General features: G+C 55.7%; 23 protein-coding genes and 2 pseudogenes. 14 read left to right on the top strand and 11 right to left on the bottom strand.

Annotated features, from left to right (window positions below):
- Positions 1–164 precede the first annotated feature (164 nt).
- Both hutU and hutH read left to right on the top strand, forming a co-directional pair.
- Positions 165–1856 (top strand): urocanate hydratase, encoded by a 1692-nt coding sequence (hutU, locus tag QYH43_RS19955; protein WP_301157903.1) that lies wholly within the window; start codon positions 165–167, stop codon positions 1854–1856.
- On the top strand, positions 1853–3385 hold the full coding sequence (gene hutH / locus QYH43_RS19950) for a histidine ammonia-lyase (RefSeq protein ID WP_301157902.1): 1533 nt from the start codon (positions 1853–1855) through the stop codon (positions 3383–3385). Before hutU ends, hutH begins: the two co-directional genes overlap by 4 nt.
- A gap of 235 nt (positions 3386–3620) precedes the next feature.
- Here hutH and QYH43_RS19945 read toward each other — a convergent pair.
- The 3 genes and pseudogenes from QYH43_RS19945 to hisC all read right to left on the bottom strand — a co-directional run bounded on the left by QYH43_RS19945 (position 3621) and on the right by hisC (position 6652).
- Positions 3621–4737 (bottom strand): annotated as a pseudogene (locus tag QYH43_RS19945) (NTP/NDP exchange transporter).
- Positions 4738–4778: 41 nt separating this feature from the next.
- Complete coding sequence (gene hutC, locus QYH43_RS19940; RefSeq protein ID WP_301157901.1) at positions 4779–5516, bottom strand: histidine utilization repressor; 738 nt, start codon at positions 5514–5516, stop codon at positions 4779–4781.
- Positions 5516–6652 carry a histidinol-phosphate transaminase gene (gene hisC, locus QYH43_RS19935; protein WP_301157900.1) on the bottom strand — a complete coding sequence of 379 codons (1137 nt, stop codon included), beginning with the start codon at positions 6650–6652 and terminating at the stop codon, positions 5516–5518. The genes hutC and hisC overlap by 1 nt, the downstream gene beginning before the upstream one ends.
- 740 nt (positions 6653–7392) lie before the next feature.
- Between hisC and QYH43_RS19930 the strand changes: the two genes are divergently transcribed.
- The 3 genes from QYH43_RS19930 (at position 7393) to QYH43_RS19920 (ending at position 11156) form a co-directional block, all read left to right on the top strand.
- Complete coding sequence (locus QYH43_RS19930) at positions 7393–7740, top strand: RidA family protein (protein ID WP_137201191.1); 348 nt, start codon at positions 7393–7395, stop codon at positions 7738–7740.
- 12 nt (positions 7741–7752) lie between these two features.
- A complete protein-coding gene (locus tag QYH43_RS19925) occupies positions 7753–8988 on the top strand; it encodes an FAD-binding oxidoreductase (RefSeq protein ID WP_301157899.1) in 1236 nt (411 codons plus the stop codon).
- A 209-nt stretch (positions 8989–9197) separates the two neighbouring features.
- Positions 9198–11156 carry a methyl-accepting chemotaxis protein gene (locus QYH43_RS19920; RefSeq protein ID WP_301157898.1) on the top strand — a complete coding sequence of 653 codons (1959 nt, stop codon included), beginning with the start codon at positions 9198–9200 and terminating at the stop codon, positions 11154–11156.
- Between the two features lie 365 nt (positions 11157–11521).
- Here the strand turns inward: QYH43_RS19920 and QYH43_RS19915 are convergent, their stop codons facing one another.
- The 7 genes from QYH43_RS19915 to QYH43_RS19885 all read right to left on the bottom strand — a co-directional run bounded on the left by QYH43_RS19915 (position 11522) and on the right by QYH43_RS19885 (position 17920).
- Positions 11522–12220 (bottom strand): RraA family protein, encoded by a 699-nt coding sequence (locus QYH43_RS19915; protein ID WP_301157897.1) that lies wholly within the window; start codon positions 12218–12220, stop codon positions 11522–11524.
- Positions 12221–12230: 10 nt separating this feature from the next.
- Positions 12231–13010: an amino acid ABC transporter ATP-binding protein gene (locus QYH43_RS19910; protein ID WP_301157896.1), complete on the bottom strand. Its 780-nt coding sequence runs from the start codon at positions 13008–13010 to the stop codon at positions 12231–12233.
- Positions 13007–13675, bottom strand: coding sequence for an amino acid ABC transporter permease (locus QYH43_RS19905; RefSeq protein WP_301157895.1), 669 nt, complete (start codon positions 13673–13675; stop codon positions 13007–13009). The genes QYH43_RS19910 and QYH43_RS19905 overlap by 4 nt, the downstream gene beginning before the upstream one ends.
- 2 nt (positions 13676–13677) lie before the next feature.
- Positions 13678–14325, bottom strand: coding sequence for an amino acid ABC transporter permease (locus QYH43_RS19900; protein WP_301157894.1), 648 nt, complete (start codon positions 14323–14325; stop codon positions 13678–13680).
- A 27-nt stretch (positions 14326–14352) separates the two neighbouring features.
- Positions 14353–15195 (bottom strand): transporter substrate-binding domain-containing protein, encoded by an 843-nt coding sequence (locus QYH43_RS19895; RefSeq protein WP_301157893.1) that lies wholly within the window; start codon positions 15193–15195, stop codon positions 14353–14355.
- Positions 15196–15333: 138 nt separating this feature from the next.
- Positions 15334–16860 (bottom strand): amidase, encoded by a 1527-nt coding sequence (locus tag QYH43_RS19890; RefSeq protein ID WP_301157892.1) that lies wholly within the window; start codon positions 16858–16860, stop codon positions 15334–15336.
- Between the two features lie 136 nt (positions 16861–16996).
- Positions 16997–17920, bottom strand: a complete 924-nt coding sequence (locus QYH43_RS19885; protein WP_301157891.1) for a LysR family transcriptional regulator — start codon at positions 17918–17920, stop codon at positions 16997–16999.
- A 508-nt stretch (positions 17921–18428) separates the two neighbouring features.
- On the opposite strand from QYH43_RS19885, the pseudogene QYH43_RS19880 reads away from it, so the two are divergent.
- A pseudogene (locus QYH43_RS19880) lies at positions 18429–18933 on the top strand (TolC family protein); the annotation flags it as partial.
- A 23-nt stretch (positions 18934–18956) separates the two neighbouring features.
- On the opposite strand, the gene QYH43_RS19875 reads toward QYH43_RS19880, so the two are convergent.
- Positions 18957–19868, bottom strand: a complete 912-nt coding sequence (locus QYH43_RS19875; protein WP_301157890.1) for a LysR family transcriptional regulator — start codon at positions 19866–19868, stop codon at positions 18957–18959.
- Positions 19869–19972: 104 nt separating this feature from the next.
- On the opposite strand from QYH43_RS19875, the gene QYH43_RS19870 reads away from it, so the two are divergent.
- From QYH43_RS19870 to dmpG, 8 genes are read left to right on the top strand one after another with little or no spacing between them, the layout of a single operon-like run.
- Entirely contained in the window at positions 19973–20836 is an 864-nt protein-coding gene (locus QYH43_RS19870; protein WP_301157889.1) for a VOC family protein, read from the top strand.
- A complete protein-coding gene (locus tag QYH43_RS19865; protein WP_301157888.1) occupies positions 20833–21534 on the top strand; it encodes a class II aldolase/adducin family protein in 702 nt (233 codons plus the stop codon). Before QYH43_RS19870 ends, QYH43_RS19865 begins: the two co-directional genes overlap by 4 nt.
- A 17-nt stretch (positions 21535–21551) precedes the next feature.
- Entirely contained in the window at positions 21552–23012 is a 1461-nt protein-coding gene (locus QYH43_RS19860) for a 2-hydroxymuconic semialdehyde dehydrogenase (protein WP_301157887.1), read from the top strand.
- A 9-nt stretch (positions 23013–23021) separates the two neighbouring features.
- The gene (gene dmpE / locus QYH43_RS19855) at positions 23022–23804 is read left to right on the top strand and encodes a 2-oxopent-4-enoate hydratase (RefSeq protein WP_150757595.1); all 783 of its coding nucleotides are present in this window, start codon (positions 23022–23024) and stop codon (positions 23802–23804) included.
- A gap of 11 nt (positions 23805–23815) precedes the next feature.
- Positions 23816–24619, top strand: coding sequence for a 2-oxo-3-hexenedioate decarboxylase (gene dmpH, locus QYH43_RS19850; RefSeq protein WP_301157886.1), 804 nt, complete (start codon positions 23816–23818; stop codon positions 24617–24619).
- Positions 24620–24633: 14 nt separating this feature from the next.
- Positions 24634–24834, top strand: a complete 201-nt coding sequence (locus QYH43_RS19845) for a 2-hydroxymuconate tautomerase (RefSeq protein WP_301157885.1) — start codon at positions 24634–24636, stop codon at positions 24832–24834.
- Between the two features lie 57 nt (positions 24835–24891).
- Positions 24892–25827 carry an acetaldehyde dehydrogenase (acetylating) gene (locus QYH43_RS19840; protein ID WP_301157884.1) on the top strand — a complete coding sequence of 312 codons (936 nt, stop codon included), beginning with the start codon at positions 24892–24894 and terminating at the stop codon, positions 25825–25827.
- Positions 25828–25829: 2 nt separating this feature from the next.
- Positions 25830–26849: a 4-hydroxy-2-oxovalerate aldolase gene (dmpG, locus tag QYH43_RS19835; RefSeq protein WP_301157883.1), complete on the top strand. Its 1020-nt coding sequence runs from the start codon at positions 25830–25832 to the stop codon at positions 26847–26849.
- Positions 26850–26890 lie beyond the last annotated feature (41 nt).

Raw genomic sequence — 26890 nt, 5'->3', positions numbered from 1 at the left:
ACTGCCTGGTCGCTCATGAGCTACAAATCGCCTTGCCCTTTGTCTGTAACCACAGTCGAGTAAAATTAGCTTGATTATGGTTGTATATACATGATTATATTTATGCGCGACCTGTAGCGCTAAACCATAAATAGGCTGAGAAAGTCATTTCGAGAGGATTACCGGTGAGCAAGCCATCCCATTTCCGTAATGTCGAAATCCGCGCCGCGCGTGGTAATAAGCTGACCGCCAAAAGCTGGCTGACTGAAGCTCCGCTGCGCATGTTGATGAACAACCTCGACCCGGAAGTGGCCGAGAACCCCAAGGAATTGGTGGTGTACGGTGGCATCGGTCGTGCGGCACGTAACTGGGAATGCTACGACAAGATCGTCGAAAGCCTGACCAACTTGAACGACGACGAGACCCTGCTGGTGCAATCGGGTAAACCGGTCGGCGTGTTCAAGACCCACAGCAATGCCCCGCGCGTACTGATCGCCAACTCCAACCTGGTGCCACACTGGGCGAGCTGGGAACACTTCAACGAACTGGACGCCAAAGGCCTGGCCATGTACGGCCAGATGACCGCCGGCAGCTGGATCTACATCGGCAGTCAGGGCATCGTCCAGGGCACCTACGAAACCTTCGTCGAAGCCGGTCGCCAGCACTACAACGATGACCTCAAAGGCCGTTGGGTACTGACCGCGGGCCTCGGCGGCATGGGCGGCGCTCAGCCTCTGGCCGCAACACTGGCCGGCGCGTGCTCGCTGAACATCGAATGCCAGCAGGTCAGCATCGATTTCCGCCTGAACAGCCGTTATGTCGATGAGCAAGCCAAAGACCTCGACGACGCCTTGGCACGCATCGACAAATACACCAGGGAAGGCAAGGCGATATCCATCGCCCTGCTGGGTAACGCTGCAGAAATCCTCCCGGAGCTGGTCAAGCGCGGCGTACGCCCGGACATGGTCACCGACCAGACCAGCGCCCACGACCCGCTCAACGGTTACCTGCCGGCCGGCTGGACTTGGGAAGAGTACCGCGCTCGAGCCAAGACCGAGCCAGCCGCTGTCGTCAAAGCTGCCAAGCAATCCATGGCCGTGCACGTTAAAGCGATGTTGGACTTCCAGAAAATGGGTATTCCGACCTTCGACTACGGCAACAACATCCGTCAGATGGCGCAAGAAGAAGGCGTGGAAAACGCATTCGACTTCCCGGGCTTTGTACCGGCCTACATTCGTCCGCTGTTCTGCCGTGGCATCGGCCCGTTCCGTTGGGCTGCACTGTCGGGCAACGCTGAAGACATCTACAAGACCGACGCCAAGGTCAAGGAACTGATCCCGGACGACGCCCACCTGCACAACTGGCTGGACATGGCCCGCGAGCGCATCAGCTTCCAGGGTCTGCCGGCACGTATCTGCTGGGTTGGCCTGGGCCTGCGCGCCAAGCTCGGCCTGGCGTTCAACGAAATGGTGCGCAGCGGTGAATTGTCCGCGCCAATCGTCATCGGTCGCGACCACTTGGACTCCGGTTCCGTGGCCAGCCCGAACCGTGAAACCGAATCGATGCAAGACGGTTCCGACGCCGTGTCCGATTGGCCATTACTCAACGCACTGCTGAACACTGCTAGCGGTGCGACCTGGGTCTCTTTGCACCATGGCGGCGGCGTCGGCATGGGCTTCTCCCAACATTCGGGCATGGTAATCGTCTGCGATGGTACTGACGAAGCGGCCGAGCGCATTGCACGCGTGCTGCACAACGACCCGGCCACAGGGGTGATGCGTCACGCCGATGCGGGTTACCAGATCGCAATAGATTGCGCCAAAGAGCAAGGCTTGAACCTGCCAATGATCACCCCTGTTAAAGGAGCCAAAGCATGAACACACTCAACATTATCCCAGGCCAACTGAGTCTTGCCCAACTGCGTGATGTCTACCAGCACTCGGTGAAAATTACCCTCGACAACAGCGCTTCGGCCCAGATTGAAGCCAGCGTTGCCTGCGTGGAACAGATCCTCGCCGAGAACCGCACCGCCTACGGTATCAATACCGGTTTCGGCCTGCTGGCCTCGACCCGCATCGCCACCGACGATCTGGAAAACCTCCAGCGCTCGTTGGTTCTGTCCCACGCTGCCGGTGTTGGCGAGCCGATCAGCGATGCGCTAGTCCGACTGGTTATGGTGCTCAAGGTCAACAGCCTGAGCCGTGGTTTCTCCGGCATCCGCCGCGCCGTCATCGAAGCACTGATCGCTTTGATCAACGCCGAGGTTTATCCGCACATTCCGTTGAAAGGTTCGGTCGGTGCATCCGGCGATCTGGCGCCTTTGGCCCACATGTCGCTTGTGCTCCTGGGTGAAGGTAAGGCTCATTACAAGGGCGAATGGCTGGAAGCGACTGAGGCGCTGAAAGTCGCCGGTCTGACGCCGCTGACACTGGCTGCAAAGGAAGGGCTAGCATTGCTCAACGGCACGCAAGTATCCACCGCATACGCCCTTCGTGGTTTGTTCGAGGGCGAAGATCTGTTCGCTGGTGCATTGGCGATCGGCGCTCTAACTGTTGAGGCTGTTTTGGGCTCACGCTCGCCATTCGACGCACGCATCCACGCCGCTCGTGGACAAAAAAGCCAGATCGACACCGCTACCGCTTACCGTGACTTGCTGGGCGAGCGCAGTGAAGTCTCTGACTCCCACCAGAACTGCGGTAAGGTTCAGGATCCGTACTCCCTGCGTTGCCAGCCGCAAGTCATGGGCGCGTGTCTGACCCAGTTCCGTCAAGCTGCCGAAGTGTTGGTCGTCGAAGCTAACGCCGTCTCCGACAACCCGTTGGTCTTTGCTGCCGAAGGCGATGTGATCTCCGGTGGTAACTTCCACGCCGAGCCTGTGGCCATGGCTGCTGACAACATGGCATTGGCCATCGCTGAAATCGGTTCCCTGAGCGAGCGTCGCATTTCGCTGATGATGGACAAGCATATGTCGCAACTGCCGCCGTTCCTGGTGGCTAATGGCGGCGTGAACTCCGGTTTCATGATCTCCCAAGTTACCGCAGCGGCGCTGGCCAGTGAGAACAAGGCGCTGGCGCATCCACATTCGGTAGATAGCCTGCCGACTTCCGCGAATCAGGAAGACCACGTGTCCATGGCCCCTGCAGCCGGCAAGCGGTTGTGGGAAATGACTGAAAACACCCGTGGCGTGCTCGCTGTAGAGTGGCTAGCTGCCTGCCAGGGCCTAGACTTGCGCGAAGGTCTGAAGACCTCGGCGAAGCTGGAGCTTGCCCGCACCAGTCTGCGCAGCAAAGTGGCCTACTACGAGAAAGATCGCTTCTTCGCGCCGGATATCAACGCGGCGAGCGAGCTTTTGGCTTCCCGTTGCTTGAACGAACTGGTGTTGCCGAAGTTGCTGCCTAGCTTGTAATCGGGGGGAGGGGCCTTTTTGCCCCTGTCTCGGGTGAGCTGAATTGGTCGAGTAATCCCGCGCATTAGCGACAGTGTTTATGCAGTTTTTTGCTCTACAGCTATTGGCGACAGACAGTCGTTGTAGCTGTGGAGCTTTTTGCGTTTGTAGTACATGAAAATTCACGACAGCCACGGCCTGAGATTTTGAGTCTCAGGGCGATGTCTGTGACGGCCGCATTTTCGCTGAAGCGCTGTTACAGAATCTCTAACCGCCCGCCCGCTCCACCGGCAAATTTTGCGTCGCAGTGTCCGGCAGCATAATCGAAACTCTTAGCATTCGATTCATCTGCCTGCTTGTCAGGCCTCCATCCCAGGCAACCCCATAGCAATGCGCACACTGTACCGACAACCGCAAGCAGGCCGCCACCGTGGCCCAACATATCAAGCGCACTTTTGACCCCGCTAATGGCATCGCCTGTGCGATAAATGACGGTATCGATGACGCTTTTGGCCTTGTATTTACTCTCGGCGTCGAGTGGCGCGAAGAGCATCTCCCGACCCGGACGGGCGAAGGCATATTCGCCGATGCGGCGCACGGTCATTAGGGCAGTGAGGATGATAAAGCTTGGTGCCAGCGCGAGCCCAATCAAACCGATGCACACCAGCAGCGGCACGATCGGCAGAAGCGTGCGCCTCCCCACCAACCTCTCCGCCAAGCGGCCTGTCAGGAATAGCTGCGAGAATAAGGCGCCAGCCTGGACAATGAAGTCGATGATTCCGAATGCGCGAATCTGAGCCAGACGATCAGGAAAAAGCTCGGCCACCAAACGTGCTTGTTCAAAGTAAAGAAATGTCGTGAAAGTTGCGAGCAGCACCACAAAGCTGGATATACCCAGTAGGTAGGGCGACTTCAGGACTCGCGTCAAGCCGCTGAAAGGTTTGCCGGTGGTAGGATGCTCGGACTGTCCATCGAAGTGGCGCCGGGGCGTCCTGCACCGCCGCTCTCCAGACGTAGAAAACACGTGCCATCCACGGGCTTTCGCTTTGCACTTGGGAGAGTGTGGCGAGAATCATCAGGTTCACGCTGATGAACCCATAGACCCAATCGACGAAGTGCAGGCGTGTCACTCGGGAGCTGAGCCAGGCAAGCATGGGAACTGCGGCGAGCATAACGAAGAGGGTCGCGGTGGACAGCCATTGAAAATTCTCCACCCCCGCCGTTATGCCCATGGATTCGCGGATCGGACGCAGCATGAAGTAGCTGGTGAACAAGCAAAAAAATAGCAGGAAGGCTGAAGTCGCGGGGAGCAACGCCTGAGATTCGGCGTTGATACCTTGGCTCAAACGAAGCTGCGGGAATGACGTGTTCATCCCAAATCATGATGGTTCAATTCATCAAGTGCCTTCAGGCCTCAACTGTCTCTATGCGCCCCATTTACTGGCAGGCGACTGCCTAGGCGATAGCGTGAGGACGGGTGTACTAAACGCACATAGGTGACGATTTTGCTCTGACTCCAGGTTCGGCGTATGAGCACGAGGCAAGGTTCATTAATATCGATTTGCATGTGTTTGCTTTCTTCGTTGTTGGGGTGACAGGCTTCGACGATGTGTTCCATCTCGTCGGGCTTGATGACCCGCAACAGGTACTTGGCTGGTTGCAGGTGCTCGCCAAAGTCTTGCTTCAGAAATTCTGGCACCAGCTCGGGATTGACGTAACGATCCTCGAGTTGCACGGGCACGCCTTCTTCGCTGTGAACACAGATCAGATGAAAAACTGAAGAACCGGTGGTCAGGCCCAATGCGGACGCCACCGGCATTGAGGCCGATTCGCGCCCCAGTTGCAGGACACGGCAGGTGTAACTGTGACCTCGGGCGAGGATTTCGTCGGCAATGTTGGTGATACGCAGCAAGTTTGATTGCGGTTTGCTTTCGGCTACGAACGTACCAACGCCTGAAATCCTGACCAGATGACCTTCTTCGGTCAATTCGCGTAAGGCCCGGTTGACGGTCATGCGCGAAATGCCCAGTTCTTGCACCAGTTGGTTTTCTGAAGAAATCAGGTCACCAGGTTTCCAAACGCCCGCGCGAAGTTGGTCTTGCACATAATCCTTTGCACGCCGGTAGAGCGCTTGTGGTGCATTTTTGATCATTAGTCAGTCCGTGTTTCAAGTGCGGCAAGGACGCTTGCCAGTGCTTGGAGGAAAAGGTCGTTATCCTCACAGCTTCCTACAGAGACGCGCAAGTACTCAGTGTATCCAACTTCGCGCCACGGTTTGATGATAACCCCTTCACGCAGCAGTGCTTGGTTGATTACTTCGGCCGGATAAGGCGTGCTAAAAAACAGGAAGTTGGCCAAGGACGGTGCGGTCGTAATGCCTTGCTCGTGCAGCGCCACTTCCAGCCGCCGGCGTTCGCTGGCGACATGAGATAGGCAGGCGTTTAGATGACCATCATCTTCCAGTGCCGCAATCGCTGCAGCTTGTGCCACGCTGTTGACGTTGAACGGGGTGCGCAGGCGGTTAATCAGATCTGCCAGCAGTGGATCGCTGACGATACCGTAGCCGATGCGCAAACCTGCCAGGGAATAAGCCTTGGAGAAAGTCCGCAGCAGGATAAACGGTTTGCCGCTGGCCTGAATCAAACCGAGGCAATCCGGGTACTCGGCCTCCCACTGCGCGTATTCGTAATAGGCCTCATCAAACACCAGCAGACACTTCGAGGGCAATGCGTCGAGCAGCAGCTGCAACTCGTCGGCGCTTAAGGTGCAGCCGACCGGATTTGACGGGCATGAAAACATCAGCACATGGGTGTGGGGGGTGAGTGCAGCGATCATTGCTGCTACGTCGAAGGTGCCTCTGTCGGTCATGGGAACACCTACCACCCGGGCACCGGCTGCCATTGGGTATATGAAGTGCAACCCGAAAGATGGCACCACGGTAACTACTTCGTCATCGTGGTCTAAAAACACGCGGCTGATGACGCTCAGCAAATCTTCCGAGCCGTTGCCGAACACCAATTGATTCTCGGGTACGTCGAGCTTTTTCGAGAGTGCAGAGCGTAATGCCTGGCAGCCAGCATCGGGGTATAGCGCAATTTCGCTGCAAGCTCGAGCCGTTGCGGCGCTAACGGCGGGTGCTGTGCCCATCGGGTTTTCGTTGCTGCCTAGTTTGGCGACGCGAGTCAGGCCGAAACGCTTGCGCACAGCATCCGAGGCGAGGCCGGCGTTGTAACTGGCCAATTCGCGCACTTCTGCGCGGGCAAGCAGGTTCAAGTCATTGGCATTCATACAGGGTTAACCTCATTAGTGTCTTGCTGGTAGGCATTACGATCTAGGCAGTTCTGCAGGAGTTGCTGCAGACGCGGCTATTCGGCGTTATGGCTGATCTCGTACGGCTGGTCGTTGAATGGGGCTGAGCGGTATCAGTACATTCATGAGTAACATCCTTGGGGAGCAGGATGATTACGCAGCAGACATCTGTATGTGCCTGTATATACTGGTAAGGCAAGATGCAGGCCAAAATGTCTGAGCTGCTTTTGATTCCGCAGTACAGGCCTGTTTCTAGCGAAGTAGATCAGGCCGATGATCGCTGCCTTTTAGCCTTATGTAACCGCTGGTTGCGCTTGGAGTGTTACCCATGATGCCAGGTGGGAAAAAACGAAACCTTTAGTGTCGGGACACCTAAGGCGTCCTAATCGCGAGAGGAGGGTAAGTCGCTCTACCTTAGGCTCATGGCGCATTTTTTGATCGAGCGGCATGGTAAATGCTTAATCTTGTATATACATGATTGGTGTTTCAGGATAAAACATATATTTCACCCCTCCTGAACCCATTAAGCAACGAGTCGACATGATCTCAAGCCGCTGTTCGCTCATGATCTATGTGTCCGGTGTCCGCGAGGGGGAACACATGCTCAAGCGTATGCATGACTCAATGGCCTCCCGTAAAAACCGCTGAAGTCGAATCGATGATTCACAACCGGTGCTCGTTGATGGGCGCCTCCTTGAAATACCCAAGAGAGAACTGCCATGACCGTTAGTAATCTGCCCTTTTCCAAAGTCCGCCACAGCCAGGGCCTGGTTTTTTTGTCTGGCGAATTGCCTTTTGGTGAGGACGGTAGCTTTCCTGAAGGTATCGAAGCGCAAACGCGTTTGACCTTGATGCGTATTGCCCAGACGCTAGAAGCCGAATCGCTGTCGCTGGACGATGTTGTCAGCGTTACCGTGTACCTGACCGACCGGAGTAATTTCGCCGAATTCAATCGGGCTTATGCATCATTCTTCACAGCCAACCTGCCAGTACGCGCGACCGTCTGCGCCGGCCTTGTGGTCGATGCATTGGTCGAGATCAGTGTCATCGCGCAACAGCGTGCTTGATTCGGAGGCAGCGTGAACGAAAAACAAGTGGTGGTACTGGGGGCCGGCATTGTCGGCGTATGCACGGCGTTGCATTTGCAACGCCGTGGCTGCGCGGTGACGCTGGTGGACAAAGGTTTGCCGGGGCGTGAAACGTCGTTCGGTAACGCAGGCATCATTCAGCGTGAGGCCATTGAGCCTTATGCGTTCCCGAGGGATCTTGCCAGCCTGATAAACGTGGCAGCCAAGCGTGACATTGGCGTCAATTACCATTTGCGCGCGATGCCTGAATACGTCCCTGCCTTGGTCAGGTATTGGGCCAACTCCGCGCCTAGGCATTACCAGGCCATTGCAGATGCCTTTCGCACGCTGATTGAGCACTCGATCAGCGAGCATTCGGAGTTGATTGATCAAAGCGGTTCGCAAAACCTGATCGTGCGCAAAGGGTGGATACAGGCTTTTCGTAGCCCGCAGCAATTCGATGAGGCGGTGGAGCGTGCGGTACGCGTGAGTGCACACGGCGTGTTGTCTGAGCACCTGGACGGTGTCGCGCTCAGAATGGCGGAACCAGCGTTGAGCGATGCATTGGTGGGGGGCATTCATTGGCTGCAACCCTGGACGTGCATTGAGCCGGGTGAGTTGGTGCAGCGTTATGCCGATCTGTTCGTTCGTGAAGGTGGGGAGATTTTGCGTGGCGATGCGCGATCGTTGCGTCAGTCGGGAGCCGGTTGGAGCGTAGACACCGATTCTGGATCAGTCGGCGCGTCGCAGATGGTCGTGGCGTTGGGCCCCTGGGCTCACGAACTGCTTGGCGAGTTGGGCTACCGCATTCCGTTGTTCGTTAAGCGTGGTTACCACGCTCACTTTGCCGATGGCGCGACATTGAGCCGCCCGGTGCTGGATACCGAACAAGGCTACATGCTGGCGCCGATGAAGCGCGGTATTCGCCTGTCAACGGGGGCGGAATTCGCCAGCTTGAGTGCACCTCCAACACCTGTGCAACTGGGCAAGGCCGAGCGGGCCGCACGGCAGGTATTAGCCTTAGGCCCCCAGGTGGAGCGCACGCCTTGGAGCGGCGCCAGACCCTGCACTGTAGACATGAAGCCGGTAATCGGCGCGGCGCCCTTGCATAAAGGGCTCTGGTTCAATTTCGGCCATGCCCATCAAGGATTTACGCTAGGCGCGGTCAGCGGTCGACTGCTCGCAGAATTGATGATGGGCGAGGCGCCTGTGGTCGATCCGGCACCCTTTGCTCCCGGGCGTTTCTGAGCTGAGCAGCAGTGCATGAACTTTCTCGCCCATCTCCGTCGGACTAACGGGCGAGAACCTGCCTGACAGGAAAACAAACACTGATTTTTATCTACGGACACTGCCTTGCAGATTTCGTGGCAGTCGTCGTGGGCGCTGTTCTGATTTCAGTCGGTATATCCGTTCCATCGGCTCGCCCTAACTCCTTATAAATACCCGCTGGAGAAGTCATGAACATCAAACAGAAGCTGACATGGGTATTTGCCGCCATCGCCTGCCTTCCGGTGATTCTGGTTGCGGTGCTTGTCGTATTGAACTTGCGGAGCGCGGCACAGGCCAATTTCCTGGATAGCAGCGGTCGTGAAATTCGCCAGATCGATAACGGTATGAAGCAGTTCTTTGACAGCATCCGCCAAAACGTCGAATACCTTGCCAAGGATCCTCGAATCGCCACCGTCAAGGGATTGAAAAACTATACCGCTGCCAATGCTGAGCAAACGCCTGTGACCGAAGCGGATCAGCGACTCCAGGCTATTTTCGATAGATTTGCCGAGACCCATCCGACCACCGCGTCTATTTCCCTGGGGCTCAAAGACGGCGGCTTTGCCGGTTGGCCCGACGACCCGAAAATGGCCAGCTACGACCCCCGAGTACGTCCTTGGTACAAGACCGCCGTGGCGGCCGCGCCAGGCTCAACCGTGCGCACGAGCGCTTACTATTGGGCACCGGATGACATGGTGCTGGTCAGCACGGTTCGCGCTTTCGCCGACCCCAGCGGCAACCCTGTGGGTGTCGTCGGCGTGGACGTCTCGCTCAAGCAACTGACTGAACTGGTTAAAACCATCAAGCTGGGCGACAGCGGGTACCTGATGATGGTCGAAGCCAACGGCAACGTTCTGGTCGATCCGGCGAATGCCAAAAATAGTTTCAAGCCCCTAGCCGATCTGGGCCCCGGCTATACCGAGCTGGCAAAGAGTGGCGATGGCGTGACCCAGGTTGAGATCGATGGCGTGCCCTACATGGTCAATGTGGTCAGTTCTGAAAGCCTGGGCTGGCGCTTCATCGGGCTGATCAAACGCGACGAAGTCATGGCTCAGGCCACCAGTCTGACAGGGTTGATCGCACTGATCGCCGCCGTGTTGGCAATCATCTTCGCCATCGTCGGCGCGAGCTTCGCCGGTGTGATCGTTAGACCGATTCGCGGCGTTGCCGATGGCCTGCAGGAAATCGCCGAAGGGGAGGGCGACCTGACCCGCGAACTGACCCGCGAACTGGAAGTGCGGGGCAAGGACGAAACCGCCACTTTGGCTGGTTGGTTCAACCAGTTCCTTGGCATGATCGCGCAACTGATGCGGCGCATTGGCAGCGCTTCCTCCGATTTGCAAGAGGTCGCTGCGAACACCAGTCAAGTGGCCAGTAACATGAACAGCGCCGCAGTGCGCCAGCGCGAAGCAGTTGAGTTGGTGAGCACAGCTTTCAACGAGATGGTCGCTACCTCTAACGAAGTGGCCCGCTCTTGCAGTCATGCCGCTTCCAGCGCGGACGTCGGTTATCGGGAGGTGCACGACGGGCAACGGCAGATTGGTGAGGCCACTGGCAGCGTTCTTAAATTGAGTGACGACCTGCAGCAGTCGGCAGTTACCATGCAGATGCTCGACCAGGACAGTAAGAACATCAACACCATCCTCGATACCATTCGCTCGATCGCGGAACAGACCAATCTGTTGGCGCTTAATGCCGCGATTGAAGCCGCACGCGCTGGTGACCAGGGCCGTGGATTTGCGGTGGTGGCCGACGAAGTACGTGCCTTGGCACGACGTACTGCAGACTCAACCGGCGAGATCGACAGCTTGCTCGGCAACTTCGCGCGGCGAACTAAGGAGGTCACCCAGCAGATGCAACGGAGCCTGGAGGTTTCGCAAACCAGCGTTGAATGTATCCAGCAGGCGCGCGACAGTTTTGACAAGATCCGCGACTCGGTGGACTCGATTCGCGATCAGAACGCTCAGATCGCCACTGCAGCAGAGGAGCAGCATCAGGTTGCCGAAGATATCAACCGACACATTTCACAAATCCATGCCGATGCCCAGTTGGTTGAAAGGTTTGCGCAGTCGGCGCACACCGGATCGGCTCGCCTGACGGATATTTCTGGTCAACTGAAAGGGCTGGTGGGGCGCCTCAAGTTCTAGCTTGTGTTGATTTTTGACGCAGCCACGATAAGTCATGTAAGCGGAGATACTCAGGTGACGATTCTCCGCTGCATGATTGATCAGGGCCTTGAGTGTCGTGTGTTAGTGGCGGTTGATCAGCTCCAGAGTATTTTCTAGTGTACTAAGCGAGTCAGATCAGAAAATCACCATGTGGCAGGATGCTCGTAACGATGTATCCACTTACTTCGAGTTGCTTTAAAGATTAAAACGTCTGGTTAGGTTCAAGAAAGAGCAGTCGCTCCAAAGTTTGAACAGCGCTCCGCAACGAATATTTAGGGCGTATGAAAATCCGAGGCGGTTCAACCTAAACCTCGATCTAAGCGCCCTGAACGTAAACCAATTAGCTACTCAATCGAACAGCCGTTGCGAATCAGTAGTTCGTCTACCCACCTCCGGTCTGACGTGCCCGCGTTGATCTGCGCCATCAACTTCACTTCGTCGTTATTTCTTTTCAGCGCCAGCGCATGGACTTCCTCGACCTCGTGACGCGCTACGCTGACCACTCCGTCGGCATCACCACATACCAAATCACCTGGGGAAATGACCATTCCGTGAAGGGCGATGGGTACATTGACTTCTCCAGGCCCATCCCTGAATGGCCCTCTATGGGTCACTCCCAAGGCGAAGACTGGAAAACTGCCAGCCAGCAATTCTGCGCTGTCACGGATAGCACCTGAGATCACTAGCCCACCGAGTTTGCGGTGTATTGCATGGGCGATCATCAGTTCGCCGACCAAAGCGTTGGTCAGGTCTCCACCGGCGTCTACTACCAAGATGTCGCCTGGTTCCGCCACGTCCAGTGCCTTGTGTACCACCAGGTTGTCCCCCGGCCGTGTCTTGACGGTCAGGGCCGGGCCGACCATGCGTGGCCCTTTATAAAAAGCCCGAAGATCGGCGCCACCTGCCGTCATACGCGCCATGCAGTCGCTGATATTTGCGACGGGCAGATCTCGGAAAGCTTCCACCCATTGCGGCAAAATTTTTTCGCCGCTTGCTTTGATTCTGAAACCGATCATGACTTTCTCCGCCAAACTGGCTGACATGGGGGGCTCTTCAAAAATCATTACGCGCGTGATAACTCCGCAGAAATTGTTGTAAACGCGGCTCTTCGCTTTCCTTTAGCACCTGTTGTGGCGTACCGAACTGAACGATGCACCCTCCGTCCAAGAACGCGACTTTGTCGGCGGCTTTGCCGGCGAAGCCCATCTCATGTGTGACCACCACCATCGTCATGCCTTCGTTGGCGAGGTCACGCATCACTTGCAGAACTTCACCCACCAGCTCCGGATCTAGTGCCGAGGTGGGCTCGTCAAACAGCATCAAGGCCGGATCCATGGACAAAGCTCGCGCAATGGCAACACGCTGCTGCTGGCCTCCAGACAAAGCCGCTGGATAGTTTTCGGCTTTTTGCGCCAGGCCTACACGCTCAAGCATTCGCAGTGCCTTAGCCTTCGCGTCGATTGCATTCATCTTTTGAACGCGCAGCAACGGTTCGGCAACATTTTCCAATGTGGTCATGTGCGGCCAAAGGTTGAACTGCTGGAACACCATGCCGATGCTGCGGCGCATCTCCCGAAGCTCGCGGGCGGGCATGAGCTTGCGTTTACCACCAGCCTCTTGGTAGCCGATGATTTTGCCACCAATGGTGATTGATCCTTTGTCATAAGTTTCGAGAAAATTGATGCAGCGCAGGAGAGTGCTTTTTCCCGAACCACTTGGGCCGATCAGACAAATGACTTCGGAGCGCTGGACGTCCAGGCTGACGTTCTTCAGCACTTCAAAATCGCCGTAGCTTTTGTGAACATTGGCGATGCTTACCAGAAACTCACTCATGCGCTTCTCTTCATATTCAGGTGCCGATTGATATGGCATTCGGCACGTTGACCCAAGCGGGAAAAAATTTCGATCAGTACCCAGTAGCCTATCGCCAGCGTCAGAATCGACTCGAACGAGGCAAACGTTTCTATCGCCATTTTCTGAACTTCGAAAGTCAGGTCGGCCACAGTGATGATCGACAGCAGCGCAGTTTCCTTGCAGACGTTAATGATCATGTTTATCAAGGAGGGCGCCGCTGCTGTGAGGGCGCCGGGTAGGGTTACCCGGCGTAAAATGGCGAATGGCGTCATAGCCAGACTGTGGGCGGCCTCGATCTGGCCTTTCGGAACCGCGCTGAAGCCGCCTCGGAAAATTTCAGCGAAATAGGCACTTCCGTGAACGATCAACACCAGTATCCCGGCTGACAATGGATCAAGCATCAAGCCAATGGATGGGCCTCCGGCATACACGATGAAAATCATTACCAGCAACGGTAAGCAACGTAGCGCATCCACATAAGCTCTGACTGCCATGCGTACGGTGAGCGAACTGGAGCGTTGTAGCAGTGCGATCCCTAGCCCGAGCAGCACACCGCCGACGGAGGCAATGATCCAACTGGACAGGGTAATCCATAGGCCGTGGAGGATCGCAGGCGTATAAGAAATAAAAGTCGCGAATTCCATCATTATTTCCTTGCCAGCTTGCGCTCTAGCAGCGAGCTGCAGAACGAAAGAGTCAGGTTTGTAATTAAATAGAACGCACCCGCAGCGAGGTAGAATTCCATCGGCCGATATGTGCTGGCGGCGAATGTCTGGCTTACTCTGGTAATTTCCGCCAGTCCAACCACTGACACTAGCGAAGATGCTTTAACCAGCATAATCAGTTCGTTGGTTATCGCCGGCATCGAAAGTCGCAGCATTTGTGGGAGCAACAACCGTTGCCAGATCGACAGGGGTGCGAAACCCAATGCCAGGCCTGCTTCGACCTGTCCCTTGGGGATCGCGGCAAGTGCGCCCCGTAGAATTTCGGCGATGTATGCGCCCCCCACCATACCGAGCGCACAGATGGCCGCGACCAAAGGCGAAAGGTCAATGCCGGCGTAGGGCAGGAAGTTGTAGAACAACAGCAGCTGCACCAGCAACGGCACCCCTCGGAAATAGCTGATATAGACCGCTGCCAGCCACACAAGCACAGGTACGCGAGTCCAGCGCAAAACGCAGATAATAATGCCTATTACGCTGCCGCCTAGCGTTCCCATAGCTGACACGTAGAGTGTGATGCCCAGCCCTTCGAGCAGGAAAGGCAGGGCCTTTATGACTGTATCAAATTCCATAAACCCGTCTCCGCCGCTTGCGCCCGATCAGATCAAGGGCTCAGGCATGGTGGCAGGGAGTGTTTCAGTGCGACCGAACCATTTTTTCTGAATAGTGGCCATACGTCCGTCTGAGATGATTTTTGCCAGTGCACCGGACACTGCGGCGATAAGAGTTTCATCCTCTTTGTCGCTTCGGGTAATCCAGCCGTAGTAGACAGGCGCGCCGAAAGCAGGGTCGACCACTTGCAAGATGTCTGGTCTTTTAGCTGCGGCATAGGCGACGTTAGGAGCTGTGGACGCACCACCATCCAGACGTCCATTGGCTATGTCTGCATAGATCTGATTAATATCTGTGTACTCCCGAATATCCATCGGCTTTGGCAGCGTTTCGGAGAACTTCAGCGCTTGTTTTTGCACCGAGCTGGCCTTCATTACACCGACTCGTAGGCCAGAGAAGTCTTCCGGTTTACCAATGGCGGCATTCCCTGTTTTCTTAATGAACGAGTTACCCGAAAAGGCGAAAGGACTACTGAAACTGTAGCGCGCCATGCGCTCTTTGGTTGCGTTGATCGGCGCACCAACGAAATCGAATTTCTTGGCGTCGAGACCGCTGAGTATGCTAGTCCAAGGCAGGTCGCGGTATTGAACCTTGACTCCGATCTCCTTACCTACTTCGTCTAGCAGGTCTTTATTGAAGCCTGTGTAAACGCCGTTCTCCATGAAGTCAAAAGGGGGATATTGCATCTCGGTTACTACAAGCAACGTACCCTTTGACTTGATATCGCCCAGAGTGTCTGCTTGAGCCGAGCCTAGAGCAACGCTAAAAATAACAGCACCCAAGGCGAAGGATGGAAGCCGCTTGCTTAAACTACGTATGAATCCACTCATGGTATGTTCCTCGATAGTCAGTTTTGGCAGATTTAAGGGGGCTAGATTTGGTTGCTTCTTCGGCGATTGTTTTCCAAGTTAACTTTCAATCCGACTCAAAAAATACAGACAGTTTCCTCGGGGCAACGGTTGTTTTCTCTATACAGCTGAGTTTTGTACCTGAGCGGCAGTAGTATCAATCAGTGCGTCAGGAGCAGCGGTGACAATTGATTTGAGGTCGACTGCCTGGCTGATCAATTTCAGCAAATCGGGGCGGGGTCTTCTCAATCCTGGATTATTTTGGGAAACCTTCTCTATCTGTTCTGCACTGGCCAATAGCGCAGCGTCTTGGCGGAACGGAGCAATGATCTGCATGCCAAAAGGCATACCCTTATGATCGAGACCGCAAGGGAGGGAAATGGCTGGATTGGTAGCCAGAGTTACCACATAGGTCAGTGATAACCATCGATAGTAATTATCCAGCGGCACATCATTCACGGAGGTCAGATGAGGGTCTTGCCAAGGGAAAGGTGATATCGGCGTCGTCGGTGCAAGTATCAGATCATAACGGTCGAAAACCGCCTGAAATCGACGATAGATGCGTGTCTGCTCGGTCGCAGCCCAAGTACAGTCTTCCAGAGACATTTTGATACCCAGTTCATAATTCGCTCTGGGGTTTTCACCCAGCATGTCGGGATTGTCTTTGTAAGTCTGTCGCAACCCTGCCACGAAACTTTCCGCCCGTAGCACGTCGAAACAAGCATGTGCATCGCCAAGATCAAACTCTACAGCCTCGCACGTTTTGAATAGACCGCTGAGCAACCTGACTTTGCTGCGGAAAACTTCACGAATCTGATTGTCGACTTCGCAACAGCCGAAATCCTCAGTGAAGCCCACCCTCAAGGTGCTCAAGTCGACTTGGGGTAAGCAGTTGAACGTGTGCGCATGGGCGTAGCTGAGCGGGTCGCTGACGTGCAGTCCTGCAGTCGCCTGGAGTTGCAGGCATGTGTCCGCCACTGTTCTGCCCATGGGGCCTACAACCGAAATGGGCGTCCATCCCAGCAGACGACGCTCGCTTGGCACAAGGCCTGGCGAGGGGCGTAAACCGACGACACCGCATTTGGCTGCAGGGATGCGCAAAGAGCCTCCGGTATCTGAGCCGCTGCATAATGGCATCATATCTGTCGCTAATGCCGCAGCGGATCCGCCGGACGAACCGCCTGCATTAAGACGGGCGTCAAAAGGATTGCCAGTAGCACCCCATACGGCATTGCGCGTGTTAGCACCGGCACCCATTTCCGGGACATTCGTCTTGGCGGTCACAATGCCGCCCGCAGCTCGAATGCGAGCAACCAGAGCGTTGTCCTCGCTGGGTACATTATTCCTAAAGACTGGTGACCCGAAAGTAGTGCGCAAACCAGCTGTATTTTCGAGATCCTTAATCCCGATGGGTAAGCCGTGTAACAATCCTAATGGTGCGCCCGAGAGCACCGCTCTCTCAGCGAGTCGGGCTTGGTCTAAAGCCTTGTCAAAATCTGTCGCGGTGACAGCGTTCACGAATGGGTTAATTGCCTCAATCCGCTCGATGCAAGCCTGCATCAGCTCAACTGGAGAAATTTCTTTGGAGCCGATCAAACTGCGCAGCTCTACTGCCGACTTTTCCACCAGCGCATTTGCATGTGTCATCGTCATTTCCACTACCAATAGATTGAGGAGTCACCGGTAGGTAACGTGGGGGTGAATGACCCCAATCTAATCCGTGAGTTGAGATGCCACAATTTCAAATTTAAGAAACTATCGTTGCCGATTCGGCATGGTGATTTTAATTTGGGTCTGTCTCATTCAGCGAACGATGGAGATAGCTCAGGAATGCTTTGGTCGCGGCTGGCAGCAGGCGACCGCTAAGGGTACATATTTCTATGCTCAGAGCATGGATCAGGTCGCGCTCACGGAGTGGAACCGCGTGAAGATGACCCGACTGCAGTAAATTCCGAATGAGCAGACGAGACGATAGGGCAATTCCACCGTTGTATTGAGCAAAACCCAGCATAGTGCTCATTGAGTTGCCGCTGAGAGCCGGCTCTACAACTATGCCGTGATGACTGCAGCAAACGTCGAACAGATCTCGCATCAAAATTCCTCGCTGCGGAAGAGCAAGCGGATAGAGAGCAAGCTGCTTAAGCGATACGTAGCGTTTTCCTACGAGCTCGTGACGACTGCTCATCACTGCATAGATGGGAGCAGATATTCTAGTGTGGACGCTGATATCGGCCTCAGGTGCTTGGCTAAAAGTCAGCCCGATATCCGATTGCCCCTCCCGTAAACGACGCGCCACGCAGTCAGCGGTGTCAACGTGCAATTGAAACTGTATGCCCGGATATATGGCTTGGAATTCACTGACAATTCGTGGCAGAAACTCCAAAGCAAAGCCGCTGGTCGAGGCTACCCGCACGAGTCCTCGACCCAAGCCTTTCAGGGACTCGATTTCATTACTGACTCGATCACTGTCCATCTGTACTCTAAGGGCATAAGCCGCCAGCAATTCTCCTGCAGCGCTCGGCTGCATACCCCGCGCCGTTCGCTCAAACAGCAAAGTGTCCAGGCTAGCTTCCAGCTTTGCGATCTGCCTACTGATAGCTGAAGACGCTACATTCAGTCTTGAGGCTGCTTCACTAATGGAGCCGGATCTGACGACTTCTAAAAAATAGCGGACGGCGGGTTCTTGAAGGATTTTTTTGGAGCTCATCATCATTATCCCTAGAGTTCAAAACCTAAATACCATTGCCGATTCGGCAATGGTACAAGTGATGATTGAGCCTCTCAACGGTTGAGTAGATACCCTTTTCAGATAGCCGCAACGGCGACCTAATGAAAGCAAATTGCAGCGCCACGGCTTCTTCGATCGTGCTCGATCCATTTTATAAACGATTCAAGTCCAGACTGAGGCCATGCGCGACTGGTGCTGGAATCTGGTTGTTCCTTTCTACTCTGGTGGCAATCGGAGTTGGAGCTTTCGTTTCTGGCAGGACAGCACCAGATCGCGGCGGTTTGCATGGTTTACTGACTTGGACAGTAACAACTTTACTGAAGACTTGGCTGCTGCTGGCTTTACCGCAAGCGTGGTTGGTAGCCGAGCAGAAGGCTCGTCGCATTCCTACAGCTTGATACAGATAGGGGTCGGCAAGGATGTCGCTTCCCCTTGCTTTCTGGTCAGATGACTTGTTGAACGATTGCCGGCATCTGGCTAGCCCTGAAGCGATGAGCTCTCGGGTCTCTGGGGAGGTGGATCAGGTGCATGGTTGTTTCTACCCAGTATTCGACTGACCATCTTCACTGATGGCAGCCTTCAGGCGAGCCTCGACTACTCTAGAATCCAAAAGGACGTCGGAATCGCGCGTTATGAACAGGCCACTAAGGTTGCGTTTCGTGAGGTCGCCGATAGTTTGGCTGCACGGACAACCTATAAGGAACAGCTGGGGTCGCAGCGCGCGCTGGTAGGGACGACCGAACAGTATTACGGCGCTCGCGGAGCGCCGATACTGTTCAGATTTCGACAGCTATCTGGTTCTTCTAGATGCTCAGCGTCATTTTTACACCAGTCGTCAGCAGCTGATTAGCGATCGGCTCAATCAACTGTCCAGCGAAGTGAATCTGTACAAGACATTGGGTGGGGGAGCCGATCAGGCGCAACGCCTAGCCACATCTACCGCCGACTGGGCTCAAACGATGATGATCACCGCCCGGCCTATCACTGGATAGCCGGGCGTTTATCATTTGGACAATCAAGCTCGGGCGGGCGGGGTAATGAAGATGTCTGCCACCAGGTGGCGCAGCCAAACATTAATCGGCGAGTGGTGCAACCGCCCGTGCCAGTACTGCTTGAGGTCGTAGGTGGGCAGCTCCAGTGGCGCCTCCATCGAGCGGACTTTTGCCTCGTTGGCGTATAGGCTGGCGACGGTGCGCGGCAGGACAACAACCAAATCCGAATTTTCGATGAGCGCCGGCACACTCATGTAGTGCGAGATCTGCAAAGCGATCTTGCGCTGTACGTTATGTTCGGTGAGGTACGTCTCAAACATCTCCTGGCTACGGCTTCCATCTCTTACCTGCAAATGGTCTGCATCACAGAACGCGTCCAATGTTAGGCGGTTACCCTTGAGTGGATGTCCGTATCTGACCATGCAAACTAGGTCATGAGAAAACAAGCGCTGCTGATAAATGTTGGGGCCGGTGAGGTCGGGAAAATATCCCAAGGCGGTATCGACAGTACCTTCACGCAGCGCATCAGCCAGTTTGTCCGGGGCAAGACTGATGGTCTTTATCCGCGTATGAGGTGCTTCGTGTCTGAGCCGATCAAAGAGTGCCGGCAAGAACACGACTTCACCCACGGCGCTTAAGCACAGTGTGAACTCATGGTCGCTGGTGCTTGGGTCGAACGTTGGGCTACTCAAGATCTCCTTATCAATGATCTCGATCACCTCACGCGTGCGTTCGATGATCGCTTGGGCGCGCGGGGTGGCTTCCATGTTGACGCCTGCACGGATGAAAAGCGGGTCGTCCATCGATTGTCTCAACCGGGCCAGCGAGGCGCTGGCTGCAGGCTGGCTAATGCCCAGATGTTTGGCTGCAGCTGTAACGTTTCCGTGCTCGTAAATCGCGAGCAGCAGTCTCAGCAGGTTCAGATCCGTGCGCATAACTATAACCAAATCAAATAGATTGAATAAAGAGAATTTGCTTCTGTTATTTAGCCGGCGACGAGAGGATGTGTCCAGACAAAAATAAAGCAAAGGCCAATGCCATGATCAATCTGCACGACATTCGTTACGTGCGCTTGGGCACCGCTAACCTGGATAACGCCCGCCGATACGCTACCGAAATCCTCGGTCTTGAAGTCGCCCGTGAAGCCAACGGTGCGGTCTATTTCAAGTCTGATAGCCGTGATCATACCTTGTGCTACTACGAGGGTGATCCACGCGAAACTACCTCTGCATTTGAAGTTTGCACCAAGGATGAGCTTGAAAGCGCTGCAGTGCTGTTGGAGCAACATAAATTCCAGGTATCGCACGCCACTCGTAGTGACTGTGAAGTGCGCTACGTCGATGACTTCATCCATTTCAAAGATCCCAGCGGCAACAACATCGAGCTCGTCCTACGTCCTCACGCATCAGGGCCTCGTTATTTTCCGACCCGAGACGCGGGTGTTACCGGGTTTAGCCACATTGGGTTGCGCACCCTTGATGCCCGCCGCGACGAGGCGTTCTGGACAAAAGTCGCCAACGCCAAGGTGAGTGACTGGATCGGCGAGGCACCATTGCTTCGTATCGATGACGTGCACCACAAAATCGCGTTGTTCCCGTCCGCGTACCCAGGTGTCCAGCACATCAACCACCAGGTTGAGAGTGTTGATGATGTGATGCGTGCCTTTTATTACCTCCAGGAAAGGGGCATTAAAATCCTTTTTGGGCCGGGCAGGCATCCGACTTCCGGCGCCGTGTTCTTGTACTTCGAAGGGCCTGACGGCATGACATACGAGTACTCGACCGGTGTGAGCCAGATCACCGCCGAGCAGTCCCTCACTCACCATCCGCGCAAGTTTCCAGCGGTTCCCAAGTCGTTCTGCATGTGGGGCTCCAAGCCTGATATTCCGGAGTTCAAGTCATGAGCGGCGTGCCAGTTCCAACTCAAAGCGATCAAGTCCAGCTGCGGATGGCAGCTCGTGCACTGGGTCGTGCGGGGCTTGCACACGCCTACGGTCATTGCAGTCTGCGCTTGGACGAAGATCACTTCCTCGTCTGTGCGGCCAAACCAATGGGGCTTATCCAGCCAGGGGAGGATGGCATTGTCGTCCCTGTGAATGGCGCGCTGCCCGAAGGTGTGCTGGGTGAAGTTCGAATTCATCAGCAAATCTATCGCCGGCGTCCTGAAATTCGCGCAGTCATGCGCAGCATGCCTGTCCAAGTCATGGCGTTGTCAGCCGCAAGGCTGACTCCCCACGCACGCCATGGCATGGGCACCTATTTTCAGCCAGGCATTCCGCTTTGGGATGACGTTCAGCTGCTGCGCAGCGACGACCAAGCATCTGGTCTGGCTGATCTGTTCGGCGCGGGAAAGGCGCTCGTAATGCGGGGTAATGGAGCCATCGTTGCTGGTGCGTCTTTGGTCGAAGCACTGACTCTGACCTGGTACCTCGAAGATTCGGCGCGCATCGAGTTGATCGTTAGAAGCGCCGGCCTGGGCGATTCCCCAATCCTGTCCGACGAAGAGTGCTCACTGCGGGCGACGAACTCGGGACGGATCTACGAGCGCATGTGGGACTACCTCACCGCCGCCGACCCTGAAGCCACCCTATTCAATATCTAAGAACGAGAGGAACCGACATGCCTGTCAATGAATTCCGTCATTTCATCAACGGCGACTGGGTTAGCAGTGAGCGTACCTTCGAGAACCGTAACCCTGCCGACAACAGTTTGATCGGCCGCGTTCATGAGGCTGACAAGTCGACCGTGGATGCCGCTGTAAAGGCAGCGCGAGCTGCTCTTCATGGCCCGTGGAGCAAACTCACCGTAGCCCAGCGCACTGCGTTGCTGCACAAGGTCGCCGATGGCATCGAGCGGCGTCAGGAAGAATTCGTGGCCGCCGAAGTTGCGGATACAGGAAAGCCTCACCACTTAGCAGATCACCTCGATATTCCGCGCGGTGCGGCGAATTTTAAAGTATTTGCTGACCTCATCAAAAATGTGCCTGCCGAAAGCTTCGTCATGGACACCCCAGACGGTGGCAAAGCAGTGAATTACGCGATCCGTACGCCTCGGGGCGTGATCGGAGTGGTGTGCCCCTGGAACCTTCCATTGTTGCTGATGACCTGGAAGGTCGGGCCTGCTCTGGCGTGCGGTAATACCGTGATCGTCAAACCTTCAGAAGAAACGCCTGCAACGGCAACGCTTCTGGCAGAAGTCATGAATGAGGCGGGTATTCCGCCGGGCGTTTACAACGTCGTCCATGGCTTTGGTGGTGACTCGGCGGGCGAGTTTCTTACCAGCCATCCAGGCGTAGACGGCATAACCTTCACCGGCGAGACAGGTACTGGTGAGGTCATCATGAAAGCAGCAGCGAAGGGTATTCGCCCCGTCTCCCTGGAGTTGGGGGGTAAGAACGCCGGTATCGTCTTCGCTGACGCAGACCTCGAAAAAGCAGTCAAGGGCCTAGGTCGAGCTGTGTTTGAAAACAGCGGCCAGGTCTGCCTGGGCACCGAACGTATCTACGTGCAGCGTCCGTTGTTTGATCGCTTCGTCGCTGCCTTCAAGGTACATGCTCAAGGCATCAAAGTAGGTGATCCCAACGAGTCGGGAACCACCATGGGGCCTGTAATTTCTCTTGGACACCGTGAAAAAGTTCTCTCGTACTACAGCCAAGCGCAGAAAGATGGTGCAACTGTAGTTTACGGCGGTGGCGTGCCTGACGTTCCTGCTCACCTTGCCGAGGGCGCCTGGGTTGAGCCAACCATCTGGACAGGCTTGCCGGAAAGCTCCTCGGTTATTCAGGAAGAAATTTTTGGCCCGTGCTGCCACATCGCTCCTTTCGACACCGAGGAGGAAGCAGTTGCATTGGCCAACAACACCCCTTATGGCCTGGCGTCGAGCGTTTGGACGTCTGACCTTCAAACCGCACACCGGATGGGTGCAGCGCTCGAAGTGGGCATTTGCTGGATCAACTCCTGGTTCCTGCGTGACCTTCGCACCGCCTTTGGTGGCTCCAAGCAATCGGGTATCGGCCGCGAAGGCGGCGTGCACTCCCTGGAGTTCTACACGGAACTACGCAATGTCTGCGTGCGCCTTTGAGGAATCACTATGAGCTCGCCTGAAATTCAGAAAATTGGTCAGCAGTTGCATAACGCACTGCAATCGCGCGAGGCCATTGCCCCGCTCACCGACAGCCATCCCGACATGACACTTGAACAGGCGTATGCCGTTCAGTTGGCGATGATCCAGCCTCGTATTGATGCGGGCGCGAAAGTCATTGGCAAGAAAATCGGTGTGACCAGTCAGGTCGTCATGAACATGCTGAAGGTGAATCAGCCGGACTTCGGTCATCTGCTCTCCGACATGCTCTTCACCGACGGTGCCGCGATTGCCGCCAGCACCCTGATCGCTCCTAAGGCAGAAGGTGAGATTGCCTTCCTACTTAAAGAAGACCTGCAGGGCCCTGGCGTCACTGTAGCTGATGTCCTGAGGGCAACGGCGTCGGTCATGCCTTGTTTCGAGATCGTGGATTCCAGGATCCGCGACTGGAAAATTCAGATTCAAGACACCGTTGCGGACAACGCCTCAGCCGCTGCTTTTGTGCTCGGCGACAGTGCAGTCGACCCACGCGACGTAGATCTCGCTTGCGTGGGTATGACCCTTGAGAAGAACGGGGAGATCGTGGCCACTGGTGCCGGAGCGGCCGCTTTGGGTCATCCAGCCAATGCCGTGGCTTGGCTTGCCAACACCCTCGGCCATCTGGGCATCGGTCTCAAAGCCGGTGAGATCATTCTCTCCGGATCCTTGGCGGCGATGGTGCCTGTCCAGGCCGGCGACCAGCTGCGTATCAGCCTCGGTGGTATCGGGTCTGCTTCCGTCCGTTTTGTTTGAAGGAAAACACTATGAATCTCTCGACCGCAATAATTGAACAACTTGCAGAACACCTGGAAAACGCCGAGCTCAAGCGCGAGGCCGTCGCCAAGATCACTGACGCTCACCCTGATATGGACTGGGAGGATGCGTACGCGATTCAAGACGCCATCCGCCGCCGCAAGATAGCGCGCGGCGTGCGCATCGCCGGTCTGAAAATGGGCCTGACGTCGTTCGCAAAGATGAAGCAGATGGGCGTAAGCGATCCTATCCATGGTTTTCTAACCGACTACGGTTCCTGCTTGGATGGTGCTGCTATCGACGTGGGTGGCCTGATCCATCCAAAGGTTGAGGCCGAGATCGCTTTCGTCTTGAAGCACCCGCTCAAAGGCCCTGGCTGCCACATCGGTGATGTACTGGCTGCGACCGATTTCATTCTGCCAGCGGTGGAAGTCATCGACTCTCGTTATGAGAATTTCCGCTTTGACCTCAAAAGCGTGATTGCGGACAACACCTCTTCCGCCCGCTACGTAACTGGCGGCCAGATGCTCCGCCCGGTTGGCATCGATCTCAAATGCCTGGGCGTCGTGCTTGAAAAGAATGGTGAGGTAGTCGCCACCGCTGCAGGTGCTGCCGTCCTCGGCCATCCCGCACAGAGCGTTGCAATGCTCGCAAACATGTTGGGCGCCAAAGGCCAGGAAATCCCAGCAGGCACATTCATCATGACTGGCGGCATGACTGAGGCGATAGCTGTTGAAGCGGGTGACCACATCAGCGTGCGCTACCAGCATTTGGGCAGTGTTTCCATGCGTTTCGTTGGTACGAACAATCACTGATTGGGGGACGTGTCATGCCTATTGCCATGATCCACATAGCTGAGGGACGCAGTGAAGAGCTCAAGCATCAATTGCTTGTGAATGTCACTGAGGCCATCGCCAAGAGCCTTGGCGCACCGGTTGAAAGCGTCAGGGTGCTGATTCAGGAAATTCCTGAAACTCAGTGGGCCGCTGGCGGGCGAACACTGGCAGAGCGCAAGCGTAGTCAGGCCTGAAGCATAAAATTCCCGGCGCTGACTGCCCTCGGCGGGGCGCCTAGAAGAGGAACCAAAATGAACCAACCAATTAAAGTTGCCATCATCGGCTCGGGCAATATCGGCACCGACCTGATGATCAAAATCCTGCGCCACGGCAAGCTGCTGGAAATGGGCGCCATGGTCGGAATCGATCCGAAATCTGATGGTCTTGCTCGTGCCGAGCGTATGGGCGTCGCCACCACGGCTGGCGGCATTGATGGTCTGCTGGGGCTCCCGGATTTCAAGGCTATCAAAATCGTTTTTGATGCGACCAGTGCCGGCGCTCATGCCCACCACAACAAGCTCCTTCAAGAGCACGGCGTGAGTGTCATCGACCTGACGCCTGCTGCGATCGGCCCTTACGTTATTCCCGCGATCAATCTGGACGCGGAATTGAGCTCGTCAAACATCAACATGGTCACCTGTGGGGGCCAGGCCACGATTCCTATCGTCGCGGCGGTTTCCCGGGTGACCAAAGTCCACTACGCAGAAATTGTGGCCTCTATTTCGAGCAAGTCAGCAGGCCCGGGCACTCGTGCAAATATCGATGAGTTCACCGAAACCACCACCAGCGCGATCGAGAAGCTGGGTGGGGCTACAAAGGGCAAAGCGATCATTGTCCTCAACCCTGCTGAGCCTCCATTGATCATGCGCGACACTGTCTTTGTGCTCGCGGAGCGAGCAGACCAGAGCGCGATTGAGCGATCCATTGCCGATATGGTGGAAGTGGTTCAAAGCTATGTGCCGGGTTACAGGCTGAAGCAAAACGTCCAGTTCGAGGACATCCCGGACGATGCACCCGTTAACGTGCAGGGTCTCGGCCCACGCAGCGGCTTGAAGGTTTCCGTTTACCTTGAAGTTGAAGGCGCGGCTCATTATCTGCCTGCCTACGCGGGCAACCTCGACATCATGACCTCCGCTGCAATGGCCTGTGCCGAGCGCATTGCGCAAACCCGCCAAGGGGAAGCCTGAATATGAACGCCAACAAGAAACTGTATATCTCGGACGTAACCCTTCGTGATGGCAGCCACGCGATCCGTCATCAGTACACCATCGAGAACGTCCAGGCGATCGCCCGTGCGTTGGATAAAGCGCGCGTGGATTCTATCGAAGTGGCGCACGGCGATGGTCTGTGCGGATCAAGCTTTAACTATGGGTTCGGTCGGCATTCCGATATCGAATACATCGAAGCTGTGGCCGATGTCGTCCAGCACGCAAAAATCACAACACTCCTGCTGCCAGGGATTGGAACTGTTCATGACCTGAAAGCTGCATATCAGGCTGGCGCGCGGGTTGTGCGAATCGCGACTCACTGCACCGAAGCAGATGTATCCCGGCAGCATATCGAATACGCCCGTGAGCTCGGAATGGACACCGTTGGTTTCCTGATGATGAGCCACATGATCCCGGCTGAGCAATTAGCCGCTCAGGCGAAGCTGATGGAAAGCTACGGTGCCACATGCGTGTACATGGCTGACTCGGGTGGTGCCATGAACATGCAGGACATCCGTGATCGATTTCGGGCGTTCAAGAGCGTACTGAAGCCCGAGACCGAAACCGGGATGCACGCCCACCACAATCTGAGCCTGGGGGTTGCTAACTCCATCACGGCGGTGGAGGAGGGCTGTGATCGCATCGACGCTAGCTTGGCAGGTATGGGCGCGGGTGCCGGTAATGCGCCATTGGAAGTGTTCATCGCTGCGGCAGAGCGTATGGGGTGGAATCATGGCACCGATCTTTACACCCTGATGGACGCAGCGGATGACATCGTGCGGCCATTGCAAGATCGCCCTGTACGAGTCGACCGGGAGACGCTCGCGCTGGGCTATGCCGGTGTGTATTCAAGCTTCCTGCGACATGCCGAGGTCGCTGCGAAGCGATACCGGTTGAACACCGTGGACATCCTGGTTGAGCTGGGGCGTCGCAAAATGGTCGGTGGTCAGGAAGACATGATCGTCGATGTAGCACTGGACATCCTGAAGGGCAAAAACTAGATCCGCCTCAACATCTACAACCCCAAACAAGCCTAATAATA

The organism is Pseudomonas sp. C32 (genome assembly GCF_030417915.1).
GTDB lineage: Bacteria > Pseudomonadota > Gammaproteobacteria > Pseudomonadales > Pseudomonadaceae > Aquipseudomonas.
The sequence above is the reverse complement of the archived record's forward strand: the minus strand, read 5'-3'. Positions and strand labels throughout refer to the sequence as shown.